Origin of the sequence: Flintibacter faecis, assembly GCF_014287875.1 — a bacterium.
GTDB lineage: Bacteria > Bacillota > Clostridia > Oscillospirales > Oscillospiraceae > Lawsonibacter > Lawsonibacter faecis_A.
Genome location: NZ_JACOPN010000003.1, coordinates 101190 through 121225, shown reverse-complemented (window position 1 = coordinate 121225; position 20036 = coordinate 101190). Strand labels below are relative to the sequence as shown.

At 59.7% G+C, this 20036-nt stretch carries 20 protein-coding genes and 1 pseudogene; 7 read left to right on the top strand and 14 right to left on the bottom strand.

Going from position 1 to position 20036, the window contains the following annotated elements:
- Positions 1 to 19 precede the first annotated feature (19 nt).
- Genes nudC through H8S55_RS05250 form a run of 3 tightly spaced genes read right to left on the bottom strand, consistent with a single transcriptional unit; the run spans position 20 to position 2086 of the window.
- Positions 20 to 856 (bottom strand): NAD(+) diphosphatase, encoded by an 837-nt coding sequence (gene nudC / locus H8S55_RS05260; RefSeq protein ID WP_186878091.1) that lies wholly within the window; start codon positions 854 to 856, stop codon positions 20 to 22.
- A gap of 19 nt (positions 857 to 875) precedes the next feature.
- A complete protein-coding gene (locus tag H8S55_RS05255; RefSeq protein ID WP_147561114.1) occupies positions 876 to 1319 on the bottom strand; it encodes a threonine/serine exporter family protein in 444 nt (147 codons plus the stop codon).
- Positions 1319 to 2086, bottom strand: a complete 768-nt coding sequence (locus H8S55_RS05250) for a threonine/serine exporter family protein (protein WP_147561116.1) — start codon at positions 2084 to 2086, stop codon at positions 1319 to 1321. Before H8S55_RS05250 ends, H8S55_RS05255 begins: the two co-directional genes overlap by 1 nt.
- Before the next feature lie 553 nt (positions 2087 to 2639).
- Between H8S55_RS05250 and H8S55_RS05245 the strand changes: the two genes are divergently transcribed.
- Positions 2640 to 3254 (top strand): DUF4230 domain-containing protein, encoded by a 615-nt coding sequence (locus H8S55_RS05245; RefSeq protein ID WP_186878090.1) that lies wholly within the window; start codon positions 2640 to 2642, stop codon positions 3252 to 3254.
- A 63-nt stretch (positions 3255 to 3317) separates the two neighbouring features.
- On the opposite strand, the gene H8S55_RS05240 is transcribed toward H8S55_RS05245, so the two are convergent.
- Positions 3318 to 4274 (bottom strand): threonine ammonia-lyase, encoded by a 957-nt coding sequence (locus H8S55_RS05240; RefSeq protein WP_186878089.1) that lies wholly within the window; start codon positions 4272 to 4274, stop codon positions 3318 to 3320.
- A 67-nt stretch (positions 4275 to 4341) separates the two neighbouring features.
- A complete protein-coding gene (locus H8S55_RS05235; protein ID WP_186878088.1) occupies positions 4342 to 6057 on the bottom strand; it encodes a glutamine--tRNA ligase/YqeY domain fusion protein in 1716 nt (571 codons plus the stop codon).
- Positions 6058 to 6278: 221 nt separating this feature from the next.
- On the opposite strand from H8S55_RS05235, the gene H8S55_RS05230 reads away from it, so the two are divergent.
- Positions 6279 to 7127 carry an NAD(P)/FAD-dependent oxidoreductase gene (locus H8S55_RS05230; protein ID WP_186878087.1) on the top strand — a complete coding sequence of 283 codons (849 nt, stop codon included), beginning with the start codon at positions 6279 to 6281 and terminating at the stop codon, positions 7125 to 7127.
- Positions 7128 to 7181: 54 nt separating this feature from the next.
- Positions 7182 to 7493, top strand: coding sequence for a thioredoxin (gene trxA, locus H8S55_RS05225; RefSeq protein ID WP_207721767.1), 312 nt, complete (start codon positions 7182 to 7184; stop codon positions 7491 to 7493).
- Positions 7494 to 7569: 76 nt separating this feature from the next.
- Here the strand turns inward: trxA and H8S55_RS05220 are convergent.
- The 5 genes and pseudogenes from H8S55_RS05220 to H8S55_RS05200 form a co-directional block, all read right to left on the bottom strand.
- Positions 7570 to 8127: pseudogene (locus H8S55_RS05220) on the bottom strand (IS3 family transposase); the annotation flags it as partial.
- A 293-nt stretch (positions 8128 to 8420) separates the two neighbouring features.
- On the bottom strand, positions 8421 to 9713 hold the full coding sequence (locus H8S55_RS05215) for a CAP and S-layer homology domain-containing protein (RefSeq protein ID WP_207721763.1): 1293 nt from the start codon (positions 9711 to 9713) through the stop codon (positions 8421 to 8423).
- 248 nt (positions 9714 to 9961) lie between these two features.
- Entirely contained in the window at positions 9962 to 10387 is a 426-nt protein-coding gene (nifU, locus tag H8S55_RS05210) for a Fe-S cluster assembly scaffold protein NifU (RefSeq protein WP_147561133.1), read from the bottom strand.
- Positions 10374 to 11561, bottom strand: a complete 1188-nt coding sequence (gene nifS, locus H8S55_RS05205; RefSeq protein ID WP_186878084.1) for a cysteine desulfurase NifS — start codon at positions 11559 to 11561, stop codon at positions 10374 to 10376. Before nifS ends, nifU begins: the two co-directional genes overlap by 14 nt.
- 185 nt (positions 11562 to 11746) lie before the next feature.
- Complete coding sequence (locus H8S55_RS05200) at positions 11747 to 12172, bottom strand: RrF2 family transcriptional regulator (protein WP_186878083.1); 426 nt, start codon at positions 12170 to 12172, stop codon at positions 11747 to 11749.
- A 196-nt stretch (positions 12173 to 12368) separates the two neighbouring features.
- On the opposite strand from H8S55_RS05200, the gene H8S55_RS05195 reads away from it, so the two are divergent.
- From H8S55_RS05195 to H8S55_RS05180, 4 genes are read left to right on the top strand one after another with little or no spacing between them, the layout of a single operon-like run.
- A complete protein-coding gene (locus H8S55_RS05195; protein WP_186878082.1) occupies positions 12369 to 13955 on the top strand; it encodes a glucosyltransferase domain-containing protein in 1587 nt (528 codons plus the stop codon).
- 5 nt (positions 13956 to 13960) lie between these two features.
- A complete protein-coding gene (locus H8S55_RS05190) occupies positions 13961 to 14929 on the top strand; it encodes a glycosyltransferase family 2 protein (RefSeq protein ID WP_243200473.1) in 969 nt (322 codons plus the stop codon).
- Positions 14901 to 15341, top strand: coding sequence for a GtrA family protein (locus tag H8S55_RS05185; RefSeq protein ID WP_186878080.1), 441 nt, complete (start codon positions 14901 to 14903; stop codon positions 15339 to 15341). Before H8S55_RS05190 ends, H8S55_RS05185 begins: the two co-directional genes overlap by 29 nt.
- 22 nt (positions 15342 to 15363) lie before the next feature.
- Positions 15364 to 15954: a flavodoxin family protein gene (locus H8S55_RS05180; protein ID WP_186878079.1), complete on the top strand. Its 591-nt coding sequence runs from the start codon at positions 15364 to 15366 to the stop codon at positions 15952 to 15954.
- 63 nt (positions 15955 to 16017) lie between these two features.
- On the opposite strand, the gene H8S55_RS05175 is transcribed toward H8S55_RS05180, so the two are convergent.
- From H8S55_RS05175 to H8S55_RS05160, 4 genes are all read right to left on the bottom strand, one after another.
- Positions 16018 to 16695: a TIGR01906 family membrane protein gene (locus H8S55_RS05175; protein ID WP_186878078.1), complete on the bottom strand. Its 678-nt coding sequence runs from the start codon at positions 16693 to 16695 to the stop codon at positions 16018 to 16020.
- The gene (locus H8S55_RS05170; RefSeq protein ID WP_186878077.1) at positions 16682 to 17368 is read right to left on the bottom strand and encodes a lysoplasmalogenase family protein; all 687 of its coding nucleotides are present in this window, start codon (positions 17366 to 17368) and stop codon (positions 16682 to 16684) included. Before H8S55_RS05170 ends, H8S55_RS05175 begins: the two co-directional genes overlap by 14 nt.
- A gap of 110 nt (positions 17369 to 17478) precedes the next feature.
- On the bottom strand, positions 17479 to 19245 hold the full coding sequence (locus H8S55_RS05165) for a carbon starvation CstA family protein (RefSeq protein ID WP_186878076.1): 1767 nt from the start codon (positions 19243 to 19245) through the stop codon (positions 17479 to 17481).
- Complete coding sequence (locus tag H8S55_RS05160) at positions 19242 to 19781, bottom strand: DUF8052 family protein (RefSeq protein WP_147561153.1); 540 nt, start codon at positions 19779 to 19781, stop codon at positions 19242 to 19244. Before H8S55_RS05160 ends, H8S55_RS05165 begins: the two co-directional genes overlap by 4 nt.
- Positions 19782 to 20036: the final 255 nt, after the last annotated feature.

Below are 20036 nucleotides of genomic sequence, written 5' to 3'. Positions count from 1 at the left end.
CCTGCCTTATCTGTCGGAATTACTGGGGGTCTTTCCCCTGACGGAACAGCTGGATCATGGTGTGGGTGAGGGAGGCGGGGTTTTCCTCCACGGGGATCTCCTCCCGGGAGAGCCACACGCCCTCGTCCAGCTCGGAGCGGTCTAAGATCACCGTCTCGTCCTCGCTGTCCAGGTCCGCCCAAAAGCCCACCATGATGTTCCCGGCAAAGCCCCAGGGCTGGCTGCCGTGATAGCGGATGTTCTTGATGGGCAGATGGACCTCCTCCATGACCTCCCGCCGGACGGTGTCCTCCAAAGTCTCGCCGATCTCGGTAAAGCCGGCCACCAGGGCATAGCGGGTGGCATTGGGCCGGTTGGCATAGTGGGTCAGCAGCAGCTTGTCCCGGTGGCGCACCGCCGCCAGGACTGCCGGGTTGATGCGGGGATAGACGATCTGGCCGCAGCTGGGGCAGCGCATGGCCCGCTCCACCTTGTCCCGCTCCATGGCTCCGCCGCAGCAGCCGCAGAACCGGTTGGAGCGGTACCAGGCGGACAGATGCAGGGCCGTGGCCCCGGCCAGGGCCAGATAGGTGGGCTTCATGTTGCGGAACACCCCGGTCCCACGCTCCGCCAGAGCCGCTTTTACGGCATCCGGTATCGTCCGGAGGAGAAAGAAGGCCGTCTGATCGATCTCGAAAAGGTAGACCAGGTCGCCCTCCTCCACGCCCAGAGCCTTTACCTCTGCCGCAGTGGGGAAGGTGCCGGACGGGGTCAAATAGGTTTTTCCACCGGCCAGAACCGTGACCAGGTCGCCGGGAAGGCTGCTGCGCTCGTGAAATTCGTTATGAAATACGTGGGGAAATATATCTTGGATCATGATATGTCAGCCTCGCTGTTTATTTGGAATGATGCGCCGGAACGAGAGAACGTTTCTCAGCCAGCGTTTTGAGCAGTACGGTTATCACGGCAAAACCGATCGCCATACCGAAAATTGCACGGACAGTAGACATAAAATAAAGTCGGGCGGCGCCCATGTCACCGGAGAAAATATAGAACATGGTATAATACAAGCTTCCGCCGGGGATCATGGGCACGGTGGCGGGCATCTGAAGGACCACAGTGGGCACCTTGATGCGGGGAGCCAGCGCTGCGGCGACGGAGCTGCAAAACATGGCCGAGGCGATATTGGCCGCAAAAGCTCCTGCCACTGCGTTTACCAGCAGAAAAACGGCCCAGGACAGCCCCGCATTGAGGGCGATGAGCAGCATATACTTTTTCCGCACGCCGAACACAATGGAAAAGCCGAGTCCGCCCAGCGCACCGGCAACGATCTGTTCCACTACAGCACCCCCTCTGCGATGATCGTGGAAAGGAGAAAGCCACCTGCAATGCTTGCGGCGATGAGGAGGGACTCAAGGAACCGGAACAGCCCCGTAATGCTCTCGCCCAGGAGCATATCACGCATTGCATAGGTGATGGAGATACCGGGGATGGTGAGCATGATGCAGCCGATCAGGATCTTGTCTAAATGAGCGCCTGCACCCAGCCGAACCAAGAGACACCCCAGAAAGCCGGTCAAAATAGAGCAGAGCAGATAGAATAAAAGCTGGTTTTCCTTTTTATAGATCCCCTTCCGATCCATCCAGTTGATAAAGCAGGCCAAAAGGGCCGTCGCCGGAACGTCCGCCAGAGTGCCGCCAAAGAATACGGCGAAGCTTCCGGAAGCAAGCATAGCTCCGACATAGCTTATCCAGCCGGGCTCTGCTTTCGGATGTCTGATGGCTGTGATACGGGCGGTGATCTCCTGGGGCGGGGGACAGCTGGAACAGATCTCCCGGGAGAGGGCGTTTAGCTGTTCCACCTGGTTGAGGTTTGTGGTGAATCCGCCGACGATCCGCCGGGCCTTGACGATCTCGTCGCCGTCCGGGGTACAGGCGGTGACTTCGATCAGTGAGGTGATGGTGAATACACCGATCTTTTGCATCCCGTAGGCGTGGAGAATGCGGGTAATGGTATCTTCCACCCGAGTTACTTCACCGCCTGCTAAAAGCAGGGCCTTTCCCACATCAAGACTGGCATCCACCAGTTGTTCTTCTCGTGTTCTCATCGTTTCAATGCTCTTTCGCTGTTAATTTACTAAAATAGCTATCGGGCTTCGTCAAACTATCGTACCATAGTTTGTAAGAAAATTCAACAGCGTTACTGAAACAAAGGCCCGGGTACCTATAAAAAACAAACAGACTCCAAATCTGCATCTGCACCGCACGGACTGCGTGTACATACTGTAATGGCCGCCGTATTCACCAAATCCATTTCTTGGCGTAATTGAACCTACTTCATACGACTGCTGTCCATTTCTTACGTTTTGGACAGCAGTCGCTCTATTTACATTCTAATATATTATGATATACTTAGTTGCACGGCTGCTGTATTTGGCATCTGACTCAATGGACGAAAAACGCTCCCGGAATCGTCCAAACAGAGTATTCCATGAACGAAACCGCTGTCTATTGCGGCGCAATGCTTTGAGAGACCGTTTTGAGAGACCGTTGAGTTTCGTTCGTTATTTTTTAGTTTTACGAAAAAAACCGGTTCTCCGGGAGAGACCCCAAGAAAAAATTCTCACCGATATGCAACCGTTACGGAAAGGGGAACACGCCATGAGCGAGAAAAAGAGATGGGCCATCGGCTTTTGGTCCCGGCACACAGTGCGCGTGGCGGCGCTGGTGCTGATTGCGGCAGCGGTGCTGTCTGCCGGGGCCTTTGGGCTGAAAAGTCTGTTCAGCACCGACGGCAAGACCACCCGCCTGGGCTTTGAGGACATCGGCCAGCTGGCCACCCAGGCGGCCTACTGCACCGAGGTAAAGGTGGCGGAGAAATCGGCGGAGCTGTGGGGCCTGACCATCCCCTTCACCCAAAGCAAGTACATCTACAGCTATGACGTGGAGGTGAAAGCGGGCTTTGACTTTGGGGCCATCACCTGGAGCGTGGACCGGGATCAGAAGACCATCCGGGTGAAGCTGCCCCAGGTCCAGGTGCTCAGCGTCGAGCTGAAGCTGGACTCCTTCAAGGTCTATTACGAGGCGGAGAGCATCTTTCAGCGCTTCTCCCTGGCCGAGAACAACCGGGCCATGACCGAGCTGAAGGAGCAGGCCCGGGCCGATGCCATCGCAAACGGCATCCTGGACAGTGCCCGGAGCAACGGTGAGACGATTTTGCGTTCCTTCTTCGCCAACGCCTATGACCTGGACCAATATGAATTGATTTTCACATGAAAAACCGTCCGCACCTGAACAACGACGCCAGGTGCGGACGGTTTTAAGTCATTTGTGAAAAGCTTAGTTCTGGAGCAGCTGGGCGGCCAGGGCGGGGTCTAAATTACCGCCGGACAGGACAAAGACCACCTTGTCCTCCGGTTTGACGGGCAGCACCCCGGCCAGGGCGGCGGCCACGGGCAGGGCCCCGGAGGGCTCCACCGTCAGCTTGGCCTTGTCCATGAGCAGACGGACGGCCCGGCGGATGTAGGTGTCGTCCACGGCGCACAGGTCGTCCACCCGGGCCTGGATCACTTCAAAGTTGCCCGGGTCGGCGTGGTCGGTGCGGGTGCCGTCGGCGATGGTGTCCACGCTGTCCAGGGTCACGGGAGCTCCGGCGGCCCGGCTCCTGCTATAACGGGGTGCCCCCGCAGGCTCCACGCCGATGGTACGGATATGGGGGGAGAGGCCCTTCACCGCCGTAGCCACGCCGGAGATCAGTCCGCCGCCGCCGATGGGCGCAGCCACCACCGCCGCATCGGGCAGGTCGGCCACGATCTCCAGACCGATGGTCCCCTGACCGGCGGCCACATAGGGGTCGGCATAGGGGTGGATGTTCACCATGCCCTCCTCCCGGGCCAGCTGCCCGGCACGGGCCTCCCGCTGGGAGGAGAGCGTACCCACCAGCTCCACCTGCCCGCCGAAGGACTTGACCCCGGCCAGCTTCACCGGGTTGGCGTTGGTGGGCATGACGATGACAGAGCGCACACCCAGCTCTTTGGCGGCGCAGGCCACGCCCTGGGCGTGGTTCCCGGAGGAGGCGCACACCAGGCCGTGGGAGCGCTGCTGGGGAGTGAGGGAGAGAGCCTTGTTCATGGCACCGCGAATTTTAAATGCGCCCATGACCTGAAACCCCTCGAACTTCAGATAGACCTGGCAGCCCAGGGGGGCATCTAAGGCGGGGATGCGCAGCAGGGGGGTGCGCACCACATAGGGGGCGATGCGGGCCTGGGCGTCTTTTACATCTTGCAGAGAGAGCATTGGAATTCCTCCTGTCCGTCCTAAAAGGCGCACCGCAAAAGCGTCTGCGGTGCGCCTGAAAGAACGATTATTTTTTCGGCTTGAAGCTGTCCTTCAGGGACACGGCGCGGTTGAAGACCAGGGCCCCGGGCTTGGAGTCCTTGGAGTCAGCGCAGAAATAGCCCACACGCAGGAACTGGAACCGATCAGAAGGCTGGGCGTTGGCCAGAGAGGCCTCCAGCTTGCAGCCGGTGAGCACCTCCAGAGAGGCGGGGTTCAGGCAGTCCAAAAAGTTCTTGTCGCCGCCGTCGGGGTCGGCGTCGGAGAACAGGTTGTCATACAGCCGCACCTGGGCATTCACGGCGGTGGCGGCGTCCACCCAGTGGATGGTGGCCCCCTTCACCTTGCGGCCATCGGCGGGGTCGCCGCCACGGCTGTCGGGGTCATACTCGGCGGCGATCTCGGTGACGTTGCCGTTCTCGTCCGTCTCATAGCCCACGCACTTGATGAGATAGGCACCCTTCAGGCGGCACTCGGGCCCGCCGGGGTACAGGCGCTTATACTTGGGCACGGGCTGGGTGAGGAAGTCGTCGGCCTCCACCCACAGCTCCCGGGAGAAGGTGACCTCCCGGGTCCCGGCGGCGGGGTCCAGGGGGTTATTTTCGATGGTCAGGGTCTCGCTCTGCCCCGCAGGGTAATTGGTGATGACCAGCTTCACCGGGCGCAGCACGGCCATGGCCCGCTGGGCGTGGTCGTTCAGGTCCTCCCGCAGGCAGTGCTCCAGAAAGGAGTACTCCACAGTGGAGGGGTTCTTGGCCACGCCGATGCGGTCGCAGAAGTTGCGGATGGAGGTGGGGGTATAGCCCCGGCGGCGCAGGCCGCACAGGGTGGGCATACGGGGGTCGTCCCAGCCGGACACCCGGCCCTCCTCCACCAGCTGGCGCAGCTTGCGCTTGGACATGACGGTGTGGTCGATGCCCAGGCGGGCGAACTCGATCTGCCGGGGGTGAGAAGGCAGGTCACAGTGCTCCACCACCCAGTTATACAGGGGCCGATGGTCCTCATACTCCAGGGAGCACAGGGAGTGGGTGATGCCCTCCAGGGCATCTTGGATGGGGTGGGCAAAGTCGTACATGGGATAGATACACCACTTGTCCCCCTGGCGGTGGTGGTGGATATAGCGGATGCGGTAGAGCACCGGGTCGCGCATATTGAAGTTGCCGGAGGTCAGGTCGATCTTGGCCCGCAGGGTGTATTTGCCCTCGGGGAACTCGCCGCTGCGCATCCGCTGGAACAGGTCCAGGGACTCCTCCACGGGGCGGTCCCGGAAGGGGGAGCGGGCGGGGGTGTTTACGTCGCCGCGATACTCCTTGAACTGCTCGGGAGTCAGCTCGCACACATAGGCCAGACCCTTTTTAATCAGGCCCACAGCCTGGCGGTAGTCCTCCTCAAAGTAGTCCGAGCCATAGAAGAACCGGTCTCCCCAGTCAAAGCCCAGCCAGTGGATGTCCTCTTTGATGGCGTCCACGAACTCGGTGTCCTCCTTGGCGGGGTTGGTGTCGTCCATACGCAGATTGCAGATGCCGCCGAATTTCTCGGCGGAACCGAAGTCGATGATCAGGGCCTTGCAGTGGCCGATGTGCAGATAGCCGTTGGGCTCGGGCGGAAAACGGGTGTGGACCTGCATCCCGGCAAACTGTCCGCCGGGGGCGATGTCCTCTTTGATGAACTGGTGGATAAAGTTCTGGCTCTCCACAGCCTCGCCCTCTGCTCCGGCGGCAGTGGTTTTCGTCTCTTCCGACATAGATGAAGCCTCCTGTTTTGATGGGTGCGCGGCGATGAAGAACCGCGATGTCTTAACCGAATCATTATACACCACCTGTTGGGTGGTATGCAAGGATTTCCGGGGGGATTTTCCCGTTGGCGCAAGAAAGAACGAGAAAACAGGAAAAACACTCCTTGCCAACGGCGAAAAATCGGGTATAATAGCAATATAAAGAAGCAGACTGAAACGGAGACGAGAAGATGAGCCACGATATTCTGGTACTGGGCAGCGGTCCTGCAGGACTGGCCGCCGCCGTGGCGGCCCGGGGCCGGGGCAAGTCCGTCCTGGTCATCGGCAACCGCTGGCAGGACAGCCCTCTGGCCCGGGCCGAGCGGGTGGACAACTATTTAGGGCTGCCCGCCGGCAGCGGAAAAGAATTGCTGGCACAGTTCTATGACCACGCAGTAAAGGCCGGGGCGGACTTTGTCACCGGGCGGGCCGTGTCCATGATGGTCTACGGCGGCGTGTTCGCCACCGTGGGCAGTCAGGTGTACGACGGAAAGGCCCTGATCCTGGCCCCCGGGGTGCAGCGACAGGCCAAATATCCCGGAGAGGAGACCTATCTGGGCCGGGGCGTGAGCTATTGCGCCACCTGCGACGGGATGCTCTACCGGGGCAAGCCGGTGGCAGTGGCGGGCCGCAGCCCGGATGCCCCCCTGGAGGCCAACTATCTGAAAAGCCTGGGCTGCCAGGTGACCTATGTGGCCGCACAGCGGCCGGAGGGTCTGGACGGGGACATCCCCTTTGTCCGGGGCAGCCGCCTTGCCGTCATCGGGGAGCAGGCGGTGACGGCCCTGGAGGTGGACGGGGCGAAGCTGCCCTGCGCCGGGGTGTTCATCCTGCGCCAGGCGGTGGCCCCCACCGACCTGCTGCCCCAGCTGGAGACAGAGAACGGCGTGATCCGGGTGGACCGGACTATGGCCACCAATCTGCCCGGGGTATTCGCCGCCGGGGACTGCACCGGCGGGCCGCTGCAGGTAGCAAAGGCGGTGGGGGAGGGCCATGTGGCCGCTCTGTCCGCCTGCGCCTGGCTGGAGGAGCAATCATAATAAAGCGTCCCAAACTGAAAAACAGAGACAAAAACCAGAAAGGAGATCATAATTATGATCCATTTTACCAAGGACGGACTGGACAAGGCCCTGGCGCAGAAGGGCCTGCTGATGGTGGACTTTTGGGCCGACTGGTGCGGCCCCTGCAAGATGCTCGCTCCCCTTGTTGAGAACCTGGACAAGGAGTACGAGGGCCGGGTCACCGTGGGCAAGGTGAATGTGGACGACGAGCAGGAGCTGGCCATCCGCTATGGCGTCATGTCCATCCCCACGGTCATCTTCTTCAAGGACGGCAAGGAGATCGACCGCAAGGTGGGCGTTATGCCTCCCCAGGTATTCACTCAGGTGCTGGACGAGAACGCATAAAAGCTGAAAAATTCCCCTCTGCCGCCAAAATGAAGTGACCCCCAAAAGTTAGACAATATTTTGAAGTAAAAATTGTTCAAGCAGCCGAAAGGGCTTGTTGTCTGTGAATTGCAGGCGGCAAGCCCTTCAGTTTTGCCTTGATCCTGCGGTTGTTGTAGTAATCCAGATATGCAACGAGTTCCTGCTTGAAGTGTTCCGTGGACTGAAATTCCTGCAAGTACAGCAGTTCGCTCTTGAGCAGCCCAAAGAAATTTTCTATCACAGCATTGTCCAGACAGTTCCCTTTCCGGCTCATGCTCTGCCGGATACCTTTCTCTCGGAGCATCCGTTGATACTGTTTATGTTGGTACTGCCAGCCCTGATCAGAATGGAGAATGAGGTTTGTTCCGTCTGGAATTTTTGCAAATGCCTCGTTCAGCATGGTTGTCACCATGCTGAGCACAGGGCGATCCGATATGGTATAGCTGACCAGATCGCTGCTGTGCAGATCGAGAATTGGAGACAGATACAGTTTCTCGCCAAACAAACTGAACTCTGTCACATCGGTGACCCACTTCTGGTTTGGCTTTTCGGCATGGAAGTCCCGATTCAGCAGATTTGGCGCAATTTTGCCCACTTCTCCCTCCATTTCTTTTTTTGATTGATATATGTAAAAAGGCATGCCTTTCCGAGAGCGAGCCACTCACGAAAAGTCATGCCTTGAATTGTAAGATATTAAAATTGTAAGATGTAACTTCTTGATTATGCGTACCGTATACCAAACTTGCCTTTTTCTGTCAAATTACGCTGTCAGTGTCTGTTTTTTTGTCAAAAAGCAGCATTGATTGTCAAAAAAACGCAAGGCAGCTGCCGAAACAACCGCCTTGCGTTGGATTTTGTATCATTCTTTTTCCGGAAATCTCAAAGGAACCGTCCCCGTGATTTTATTTATTTACCCCAAGTACTAATATAGTTATTGGGTGCATATTTTATGACCGCAGTATAGTTCACATCTCCCCAAATCGTCATAACCCAAACATCCCCACATGACGCCACACAGGTTGTTTTATTCACATAACCAGCATTAAGCATCGTTGATGCATGTCCACTGGAACCTTCCCACGCTTTGATAACGTACTCCGCTACACTACCACCTCTATACAAATTTTCGCCAGATAAAATTCCTGTTCCATCAGGACGTTTATGTTCAAAATAAGAATACGCTTCCTTTGCACGAAGTAACGTATACTCTTCTTGCTCATCCGTTGTCACCCAATGCATTGTTGTATTCCATGGCTGAAAATCTTTATTTGCTTCGATTCGGTCAGGATGTTTCGCAAGAAATGCATTGACATAAGGAATCACGTCATACTGAAGTTTAGCTCCAGAAATGTCCACATTTGCTTTGGTATAGAACCCGTTGGCATTAGGAGAAGATGCATCACCTGTGGTAGGATAATCATTGCTCTTACCGACATCACACAGGCTGTTTACGTAGGCTGCATTCGTCGTTCCATCAGAGTTCTGACTGCTGCTCGCATCCGGCTTCGTCGGTGTAGGAGTAGGCTCGACAGGCTGTGTGGCTCCACCATTTACGTCAGGAAACTGGACACCTTCCACGTTTTCCAGATAGCGAATCAAAATGACTGCTACCTGAGCGCGAGTTGCGGTTCCACGGGGGCTCAGAGTCGTGTTACTGGTGCCGCTGACTACCTTGTTGGACACTGCCCAAGAGAAGCCGTTGACCGCGTATGCTGCAACCTGTCCTCTATCATTGAACTGTGCCAGTGCAGAGGCGTTCGTTGCGGGTCTGCCGGCTACGTTATACAGGATGGTCACCATCTGCTCACGGGTGCAGGGAGCGTCTAAGTCAATCTCCGTCGGGTCGATACCGTCTAAGTAGCCGTGCTTGAGCGCGGCGTACAGATTGCCGCTGTACCATCTACCGCTGTGGCCTGCCTGAGACAACACAATCGGGTCCGTCTCAATGTCCTCCGGGCAAAAGTGCCGGGTCAGCATTGCCAGCAACTGACCGCCCGTGATTGCGCCGTTGGGGTCATACTTGCCATCACCCACGCCTGCGACCATGCCATTGCCGGCCGCTTTTTCGATGGCGGTGTAAGCCCAGTGGCTGGCGGGCACATCTCGGAATGTAGGTCCCGCTGCAAACGCCGGAACTGCCAGCGCCGCCGTCAGCACCGCCGCAGCCATTGCGGTTATCAATCGTTTGTGGATTTTCATCTTTTTTTCACTCCCTAAATGTTGAGATGTCATTGATCGATTCAAATGTTTGGTTTTTATCATTTTACACTGTGTTCAGTTGATTTTCAAGAGAATCGCCCATTCTTCTTCAAGGACGGCAAGGAGATCGACCGCAAGGTGGGCGTTATGCCCCCCCAGGTATTCACTCAAGTGCTGGACGAGAACGCATAAAAGCCGAAAAAATTTCCTTCTGCCGCAAAAAGCAGAAGGAAATTTTTTTATGGAGCTTATTCGTGACAGTGCGCGCAGTCGCCCTCGCAGAACAGCTTGGGGTCATAGGCGATGTGGTTTTTGTCGTAGTAGTCCTTTACGGCGGCCTTCACGGCCTCCTCCGCCAGGACGGAGCAGTGGATCTTGTGGGCGGGCAGACCGTCCAGGGCCTCCACCACCGCCTTATTGGACAGCTCCAGAGCCTCGCTCACCGGCTTGCCCTTGATCATCTCGGTGGCGATGGAGCTGGTGGCGATGGCGGAGCCGCAGCCAAAGGTGGTGAACTTGGCATCGGTGATCACACCGTCGTCGATCTTCAGGGTCATGCGCATGATGTCGCCGCACTTGGCGTTGCCCACCTGGCCCACGCCGTCGGCGTTTTCGATCTCACCCACATTTCTGGGGTTGCGGAAATGGTCCATGACCTTCTCACTGTATAACATAAGAACGAACTCCTTTCTGTAACTCATCCCAAACGGGGGACATAGCCCGCAGGCGCTCCACCACTTCGGCCACGGACTGGATGGTGTAGTCGATCTCATCCTGGGTGGTCTCGGCCCCCAGGGTCAGGCGCAGGGAGCCGTGGGCCACCTCGTGGGGACGGCCGATGGCCAGCAGCACATGGCTGGGGTCCAGAGAGCCGGAGGTGCAGGCGGAGCCGGAGGAGGCGGCGATACCCTTGTCGTCCAGCAGCAGCAGCATGGACTCCCCCTCGATGCCCTCGAAGCAGAAGCTCACGTTGCCGGGCAGACGGCGGACGGGGTCGCCGTTCAGGGCGCTGTGGGGGATCTTGCTCAGCCCGGCGATGAGGCGCTCCCGCAGGGCCAGCTGGCGCTGAGTGTCCTCCTGCATGTGGTCGCAGGCATCTTTCAGGGCCACAGCCATGCCGGCGATGGCGGGCAGGTTCTCGGTGCCGGCCCGCTTGCCCCGCTCCTGAGCGCCGCCCTCGATGAGAGGGAGCAGGGGCACGCCCCGGCGGACATACAGCAGACCGGTGCCCCTGGGGCCGTGGAACTTGTGGCCGGACAGGGACAGCATGTCGATGTGCTGCTTCTCCACGTCGATGGGCAGATGGCCCGCCGCCTGCACCGCATCGGTGTGGAACAGCACATGCTTTTCGTGACACAGGGCACCGATCTCCTCAATGGGCTGGATGGAGCCGATCTCGTTGTTGGCGAACATGACGCTCACCAGGGCGGTGTCCTCCCGGATGGCGGCGGCCACGTCGTCGACCTTTACGATGCCGCTCTCATCCACGGGGAGGAGGGTGACATCAAAGCCGTCCTTCTCCAGCCGGGCCAGGGTGTGGAGCACGGCGTGGTGCTCGATGGCGGTGGAGATGAGGTGGGTCTTGCCCTTGCGTTTGCCCAGCAGGGCGGCGCTGACGATGGCCTGGTTGTCTGCCTCGCTGCCGCCGGAGGTGAAGTAGATCTCCCGGGGGGTGGCACCGATGCAGGCGGCCACCGTCTCACGGGCCTGGGCCAGGGCCTCGGCGGCCTTCTGCCCGGGGGTGTGCAGGCTGGAGGGATTGCCCCAAAACTGCTCCATGCACTCCAGCATGGCCTTTTGGGCCGCCGGACTGGTCTTGGTGGTGGCCGCGTTATCCAAGTAGATCATGGGATCGTTCCTTTCTGTATCGCCGGGGCGGGCAGGGAGCCTGTCCCTCCCGGACAAAAACATATCTTTTTTATAGGTTTGAGTGAATCATAGCACCGAAAACCTATAATGTCAATAGGAATTAAAAAACATGGTGGAACGCAGTGGGAACGGGGCAGATTTAGGGGGAGGGTTGTACAAAACGACTATACCACGCCGGTATCCCCCAGGGCCTGGGCCTGGGCGGTGAGCTGTTCCAGGGAGATGCCCTGGAAATAGTCGTCGATGATGCGGTTCAGCTCCCGCCACATGGGCAGGGTGGCGCAGTTTCCGTGGCGGGGACAGTCGTCATCCAGGCAGTTCACCGGGGACAGGGAGCCCTCCGCTGCCCGGAGGATGGCGGCCACGGTGCACTGGTCCGGGGTCTGGGCCAGGCGATAGCCCCCGCCTTTGCCCCGGGTGCCGATGACCAGACCGGCGGACACCAGGCTTTTCACAATGGCCTCTAAATATTTTTCTGATATTTGCTGGTGCTCGGCGATCTCTTTCAGACAGACCACCCCCTCGTCACAGCGGGAGGCCAGCTCGATCATCACCCGCAGGGCATAGCGCCCCTTCGTGGAAACCATCATGGACATCGACCTTCTTTCTTAAAAACCTATTATAATAAAGGGTTTATTGAAATGCAAGCTTTTTCATGCCGGGGAGAAGGGCACCTGTCCCGTTACTTGCGCCGGGGGAAGGATGATGCTATAATAACTTAAAATAGGCGCAGTAGGCCCCTGTTTTGACGGTTTCAAAATTTCCGATAGAAGGAGAATTCTGTCCATGGACAAGCAAATGTGCCGGCTGTGGCGGGGCATAGACCCGGCGGCCAAGGCTGCGTTTTTCAGCTGCTTTCTGGTGGGCTATCTGGCCCACCTGTTCGCCTTTGCCAACCTGATCCCCAACGCCGACGGCTTGAGCCGGATGTATGACCCCCAGCAGATGACGGTGTCCGGCCGGTGGTTTTTGCACTATGCCTCGGCCCTGAACGACTTTACCCAGATGCCCGCCGCCATCGGCCTGGTGACCATGGTGCTGCTGGGTCTGGCCGCCGCCCTGACGGTGGACATTCTGAAGATCCGGGGCCGGGTGGCCGCCGGACTGTGGGGGGCCATTATGGCCGCCTTCCCCTGTCTGGGATACACCTTCCTCTATATGTTCACCGCCTCGGCCTATGCCCTGGCCATTCTGCTGGCCGCAGGGTCGGTGTGGCTGGCCCGGCGGGGGGACAGATGGTCCCTGGCGGGGCCGGTGCTGCTGGCCCTGGCCATGGGCATCTATCAGGCCTATGTCACACTGGCCATCGGCCTTGCTCTGCTGGCGGTGCTGCGGGAGACGCTGGAGCCCTCCGCCACCTTTCCAAAGACCCTGCGCTTAGGGGTGCGGTTTGTCCTCCACCTGGCGGTGGGGGCCGTCCTCTATTATGCCGTTTTGATGGTATTTCTAAAAGTGAAGGGTCTGGAGCTGCTGTCCTATCTGGGCATGGACGCGGCCAGCTCCGGCTATCCCATCGGTCAGCTGCCCCGGCTCATCCTCTCCGCCTATTGGCAGACGGCCGCCTTCTTCTTCAAGCCCGGCTCGGCCAACGCCTTTGCCACCGGCTGGATGGCGGTGGTGGATCTGGCGGCCCTGGCGGTGGGTGCAGCCTGCTTCTTTGCCCGGGTGGGCAGCAAGCGCCTGAAGGGGGAGCCTTGGCGGCTGGTGGGCGGTTTGTGCATGGCGGCCCTGCTGCCCCTGGGGCTGAACTTTATGCGGGTGCTCAGCCCCTACTCCGACCCCACGCCTCTGATGAAGTATTCCTTCGTGCTGGTGTATGGGGCGGTGCTCATGCTGGCGGACGGGGCGGAGAGCGCCCGGCGCTTAAAGCGGGGCTGGGAGTATGTGCCCGTGGTGTGGGCGGTGCTGCTGCTGCTGTTCTGCGTGAACACGGATAACCTGCTCTACACCGCCGCCGCCCAGTCCCACCGGGCCACAGAGAGCTATGCCACCCGGATGCTCTCCCGCATTGAGAGCTGCCCGGGCTATGAGAAGGGCATGGAGATCGTGGTCATCGGGGCCCCGGACGAGAGCCAGCTGCGCACCTGCGTCCCGACGTTCTTCCAGGTGGACCACTACAGCGTGCCCCTGAACACCGTGACCCACCTGAACAAGCACCTCTACTACTACTTTAACGACTGGCTCAACGTCCCCGTGGACGAGCCGGCCGAGGAGACCATGATCGCCGTGTCCGATTCCAAAGCCTTTCAGGCCATGCCTCTGTACCCCGCCGACGGCAGCGTCCAGGTGGTGGATGGCCGGGTGGTGGTGAAGGTCCAGAAGACCTACACCCCCAAGTCGGACTTTGAACTGGCCTATGAGAACAGGAGATGAAGCCGTTGAGAGAGTTAAAACAGGGCGGACTGCTGTCGGTGGTGCTCCCCTCCTATAACGAGGAGGCGTCCATCCCCCGGGCGGCGGAGCGCATCACGGAATTGCTGACGGCGGCGGATATCCCCTTCGAGCTGTTATTCGTGGACGACGGCTCCAAAGACGGCAGCTGGGCGGCCATCCAGACCCAGGCGGCCCGATTCCCCCAGGTGCGAGGGGTGCGCTTCTCCCGGAATTTCGGCAAGGAGGCGGCCATCTTTGCCGGCCTGGCCCAGGCCCGGGGAGACTGCGCGGCGGTGATGGACTGCGACCTGCAGCACCCGCCGGAGAAGCTGGAGGAGATGTACCGCCTGTGGCAGCAGGGGTACGAGGTCATCGAGGGGATAAAGGTCAGCCGGGGGAAGGAATCCCCTCTCCACGCCTTTGCCGCCCACCGGTTCTATGACATTCTCAGCCGGGTCACCGGGGTGGACATGTCCCGGGCCTCTGACTTTAAGCTGCTGGACCGGAAAGCGGTGGATACCCTGGTGGCCCTGCGGGAGAAGAACGCCTTTTTCCGGGCTCTGTCATCCTGGATCGGCTTTTCCACCGCCACGGTGGAGTTTGAGGTCCAGCCCCGGGTGGCGGGGGAGTCCAAGTGGTCGGTGATGAGTCTGGTGCGCTACGCCGTCACCAACATCGCCGCCTTCTCCACCGCACCTCTGCAGATCGTCACCCTGCTGGGGAGTGTGGTCTTTCTGGCCTCGGTGGTGCTGGGGCTGCACTCCCTGTGGCAGAAGTTCACCGGCCACGCCCTGGAGGGCTTTACCACGGTGATATTGCTCCAGCTGCTCATCGGCAGCATTCTGATGATCTGTCTGGGCATCATCGGCTATTATATCGCCAAGATTTACGAGGAGATCAAGGACCGGCCACGGTATATCCTGGCCGAACACTGCGGAGGGAACGATGAGAGCGCATCTGGCAAAACTGTTTGACCCCACCTTCTTCCGGTTTATCCTGGTGGGTCTGGTGAACACCGCCGTGGGCTATGGGGTGATGTTCGGCCTGTACAATCTGACGCCTCTGAACACCTGGGGCAGCAGGGGACAGTGGATCGCCTCGGCGGCCAACTATATTGTGGGCAGCATCGTGAGTTTTTTTTTAAATAAGCACTTCACCTTCCGCAATCAGGAGCGGGGGGCGGGGGTGGTGCTCCGATTTGTCCTGAACATCACCGTGTGCTGGCTGCTGGCCTATGGTCTGGCCCAGCCCATTATGGCCCGTCTGCTGGCGGAGACCGCCCTCAGCGAACAGCTCAAGGGCAACCTGACCCTGCTGGCCGGGTCGGGCCTGTTCGTCATCCTGAACTATGGGGGCCAGCGGTGGTTTGCGTTCCGAAGCAGATGAGACAGGTGGGGAGGCGCTTCACATGGAAAGACAGGTGTGTATCCTGATGGGCAGTCCCAGAAAAACAGGCAACACCGCCGCGCTGCTCCGGCCCTTCACGGCGGAGCTGGAGAAACTGGGCTGCCGGTGCGAGACAGTCTGGCTCTATGACCTGGACCTGCGGCCCTGCCGGGCCTGCCGCACCTGCCAGCGGGACTGGAACATCTTTGGCTGTGCCATCCGGGACGACATGGAGGATATCTTCCGCCAGGTGCTGGCCTGTGAAGTGCTGGTGCTTGCCACACCCATCTACTCCTGGTACTGCACCCCGCCCATGAAGGCGGTGTTGGACCGGCTGGTCTATGGCATGAACAAGTATTACGGCGAAAAAAAGGGCCCCGCCCTGTGGGCGGGGAAGGCGGTAGCCCTGGTGACCACCTGCGGCTATCCCCCGGAGAAGGGGGCCGACCTGTGGGAGAGCGGCGTGAAACGCTACTGCAAGCACTCCCAGCTGCGCTATCTGGGCATGCTGGCCGGGCACGACCACGGCTATAACAGCGTGTTCATGGAGGATGAGAAGGCGTACAGGGCACGAGAATTTGCCAGGAGCCTGATTTTGAACACAGAGAAATAGACAAAGCAGCGCCCCGGAGATGAGGAAAGAAGCTCGTCTCCGGGGCGTGATTTTTTTGATCGTTCAGAGGGACTGCCCCCGCTGCTTCCGCCGCTTGCCGGCCCACAGGTCGGCGAAGATGAGAACGGCGCACCACAGCATCACCAGGGCCAGAATGAGCAGGGCGCAGTTGCGGAAGAACGTCTCGGGCAGAATAAGGATCACCGGGTCTGTGCGCCAGTCGAAGAGCCAGTTGGTCTTGCCGGGGAAGAAGAGGGCGTGGAAGATCACGAAGGCCCGGTCAAAGTCCAGCGCGGCCAGGCCGCCCACCACGAGAAAGACGGCGGCCAGTCCCGCCGCGGCCCAAAAGCCGGGGCCCCGGCCCCGGAAGCAATAGGGCCGGACGTGTTTCAAACGGCTGCAGACCAGCAAAAGGAGCAGTCCTGCCAGAGACAGGGCCAGTACCCGCAGGTCCAGCAGAAACAGCTCCCGCACGTCGGTAAAGTGATCGGCCCCGGACTGGGACCAGGGCAGCACCCCGGCGGCAAAGTCGGGCCGCAGTCCCAGGCAGAAGTCCATCACCTGGTCAAAGGCCTGGCGGATCTGTTCCGGGGTCAACCCCACATACTCCGTCAGCCCCATGGGGCCGATGTGGGCATAATAGAAGGGACGGCACAGCAGGGGGGTGGCGATGGAGCCGGACAGCACTGCCAGGGCGGTGAACAGGGCGGTGAACAGGGACAGGGGTTTACTGGTTTTCATAGCGGGACCTCGTTTCGTGGGGATTACAGCCGGACAGGACGATGAGCACCTGGCCGGGGAGATAGAACAGCCACATGCCCAGGCTGGCGAAGCGCTCTAAGGTTGGCGGGAGCAGGCCGGGGGACTGGAAAATCCCTACGCATACGTCGCAGCATAGAAACAGAGCCAGCCCAAGGGCAAACTGCCGCCCCCAGCCCCGGGGCAGTTTGACCGCCAGGGCCACGTTGCACAGGAAGTTGGAGAAATAGATCAGGGCCAGCAGGTTCTCTCCTGTCAGCCGCCCTAAAACGGCCAGCAGGGCGGGGGAGAGGAGGCACAGCACCAGGCGCGCTGTCCACAATGTCCGCCCTCCGTTGGCCCGGGCGATGCGCAGGAGATACAGCCCCTGGACGGCGCAGAACAGCAGCAGACCCAGAACATAGTACCGGTCCAGCATCAGCAGAAAGAAGTCCGCTCCCAGGGTGAGCGTCAGTGCCCAGGCCATCAGCCGGGAGCCGCCGCCTCTGGCCTGATACCAGGCGAAGACGGCGCACAGAACGATGCCCAAGTACTTCAGACCGTTGCCTGCCGCCCCCCGGCCCGTCAGGTCCAGGAAGAGAAAGCGGGCGTAGATCAGGCCCTCCAGCGCCGGGAAAAGGCGCTGCATCAGGGCGCGCCGGGTTGAGGAGAACATGAAACGGCCCCCTTTTAAACAAGCATATCATAACATGCGTTAGATGGAAAAACAAGAAGCGGACCCGAGCTTGCACACTCGGGCCCGCTTGTCTTGCGGATGGAATGGCCTTACTTGGAAGCGGCGGGCTTCTTGTGGCCGAAGATGGTCTGGCAGGCCTCAACAGCCAGCACCAGAGCCAGGACGAACAGCACCACGGCCAGCACCAGCTGGATCATGGGGGCGGTGGTGGCACCGTTGGCGGAGATGGTGTTCACTTTGGCGATGGCGGTCTGAGCCAGAGAGGTCAGAGTGACCACCAGCATGAAGATCATGGGGAGGTAGAACATCTTGTTGTTCTTACCCACGTTGCCCAGCCAGGCGCACACGGCCAGCAGAGCCAGAGCGGCCAGCAGCTGGTTAGAAGCGCCGAACAGGGGCCAGATGGTGGAGTAGCCGCCCAGGCCCAGGCCGATACCCAGGACCACGGTGATGGCGGTGGCCACGAAGGGGTTGCACAGCACAGCCTTGAAGCCGGTGGCATCCTTATAGGTCTGGCCGGGCTCCAGCCAGAACTCCTGGAACATATACCGGGCCAGACGGGTGGCGGTGTCCAGGGAGGTCAGGCAGAACACGGACACGGTCAGCACCAGCAGAGAGCTGACAGTGGCCTGGGTGCCCTCCAGACCGGGGATGGTGGCCACCATGCGGGAGATGCCGGTGGCGAACACGGCGGTGGGGGTGCGGATGCCGCCGTCAGAGGGCAGCTTCACATAGTCCTGCCAGATGTAAGCCACAGCGCACAGAGAGACCAGAGCCAGGGCACACTCGATGAGCATGCCGCCATAGGCGATGGGCTTGGCATCGCGCTCGTGGTCCAGCTGCTTGGCGGTGGTGCCGGAGCCCACCAGAGAGTGGAAGCCGGAGATGGCACCGCAGGCGATGGTGACGAACAGGGCGGGGAACACATAGCCCAGAGAGGCGGGAGCCCCGGTGGAGGCCACCACGGTCATGTTGTCGTACCAGCCGGTGAAGGCGGGCATGTCCATATTCAGGTCAGCGCCCATAATGCCGGCCCCCAGCACACCCACAGCGGCGATGATCATCATGGCGTACAGCAGGAAGGAGGACAGATAGTCACGGGGCTGGAGCAGGATCCACACGGGAGCCACAGAGGCGATGAGGATGTACACGCCGATGATCCACATCCAGGCGGTGTTGGACAGGTAGATGGGGTGGAAGTTCAGGCCCACCACCAGGCAGACCACGATGCCGATCACGCCGGCCACAGTGGCCACGGCCAGGGAAGCGCCCTTGCGGTAGACAAAGAAGCCGAAGATGATGGCCATCAGGATGAACAGCAGGGAGATCATGGCCACAGAGGCGTTGGTGGCGGACTTGACGGTGTCCACAACGCCGTCCACATAGGTGGCCTGGAAGGTGCTGGCCACGATGGAGGCGAAGGCGGCCACCACCAGGATCAGGGTCAGGTAAGAGAAGATCAGGAAGAGCTTCTTGGCCCGGGAGCCGATGTTCAGGGCGATGACCTCGCCGATGGACTGGCCCTTGTGGCGGATAGAGGCGAACAGAGCGCCATAGTCATGGACGGCACCGAAGAAGATGCCGCCGATCAGCACCCACAGCACCACGGGGACCCAGCCGAACACGGCGGCCTGAATGGGGCCATTGATGGGGCCGGCACCCGCGATGGAGGAAAAGTGATGTCCCATCAGCACGGGGGCCTTGGCGGGGACATAGTCCATGCCGTCCTCCAGCTCATGGGCAGGGGTCACGCGGGAGTCATCCACGCCCCACTGCTTGGCCAGCCAGCCGCCGTAGAAAATGTATCCTACAACAAGAATGGCGCAGCCGACCAGGAAAACCAATACTGCATTCATTGTTTTTGCTCCTCTCCTTTTTCTTTGGAAACAATGCGCGCCACCAGCCGCTTCACGTCTTTGCCGATGAGCTTGCCGCTGCGATTGGTGGTGACTTCTCCCGTGGACAGGTCCACGGCGGCTATACGAAACTCCATCCATCCATGGAGGGATAGCTTGAATTCCCGGCGGCGCTTCAGCTTTTTCAGCCGGGCCAGAGCCAGGGGGTCGGCGCTGTCATACAGCACCACGGCGGTGAGATAGGTGTACATGTGCTGGGCGTGGGGACGGACCCGAGGCTCGCCGTCCTCCGTCACCCGGCGGAAGACCTCCTCCACCAAGGGAACATCCAGGTGGTCCGTGGACCACAGATAGAGGTATTCATGGCTCTCCGCCGCCCACAGCTCCGCCTGCTTCATCAGCACATACTGGCTGTCCCGCAGGTGATAGCTGCACAGGGCCTTCAGGGGGGAGCCGTCCTGGATCTCCTCTATATCGTAATAGGCGGAGTAGGCCTTCTTCAGCCGCTCCACCAGATTTTCTCGCAGTTGAGACAAACCACGCACTCCTCTCCGGGCCTCCTTATTTCTGTTTCAGGGGCCGCTGTTCGGGTCGAAAGAACAAATTGTAAATAATCTGTGAATCGCTTATATTAAAAGCTATCATAGCAGAAGAACGTTTGTTTTTCAAGGCGGAACAGCGCTGTGGATTTCCGAAAAAAGGGATGGTTTTCACATTTTTTTTGTGCATTCCATCAACTGTTGTTCATTGAAGAACAGAACGGCGGTTTCATTCCGCCCAATGTGCGACAA